Here is a 425-nt window from a genome sequence, read left to right on the forward strand (position 1 = left end):
GCAGCACGCGCACGCCGCCGAAGCCGAGCGGCAGCAGCGAGGCCACGCAGGCCAGCGGCAGCACCAAGAGGCGCAGGCTGTCGAGCGGGAAGAAGAAGCTCTCGATCCAGTAGATGCCGGCACCGAGCCAGAACATCGCCGAGAGCGCGAACGCGAAGCCGAACAGCATCGCGTCGTGCGGGAAGATGGTGGCGTGCAGCAGCACGCCGTGCGAGACCAGGGCCGCGAAAAGCAGCGCGCGGCCGGTTCCGCTCACCCCGGACGCAGCGGACGGACGCGTCTCGCGCGGCACGGCCGGCACGCTCGCGACCAGCGGCTGCGCCAGGCCGGAACGGTGCGCCCGCCATCCCGCGACGGACAGGCCGCCGTACAGGAGCGCGGTGAGGGCATACAGTACAATATCCATGTTCGAAGTTTACACTAGG

At 69.6% G+C, this 425-nt stretch carries 1 pseudogene; it reads right to left on the minus strand.

Annotated features, from left to right (window positions below):
- Positions 1–406 (minus strand): annotated as a pseudogene (locus tag FQ746_RS01640) (inner membrane protein YpjD); the annotation flags it as partial.
- Between the last annotated feature and the right edge of the window lie 19 nt (positions 407–425).

This window comes from Paraburkholderia sp. BCC1886 (assembly GCF_900996245.1).
Taxonomy (GTDB): Bacteria; Pseudomonadota; Gammaproteobacteria; order Burkholderiales; family Burkholderiaceae; genus Paraburkholderia.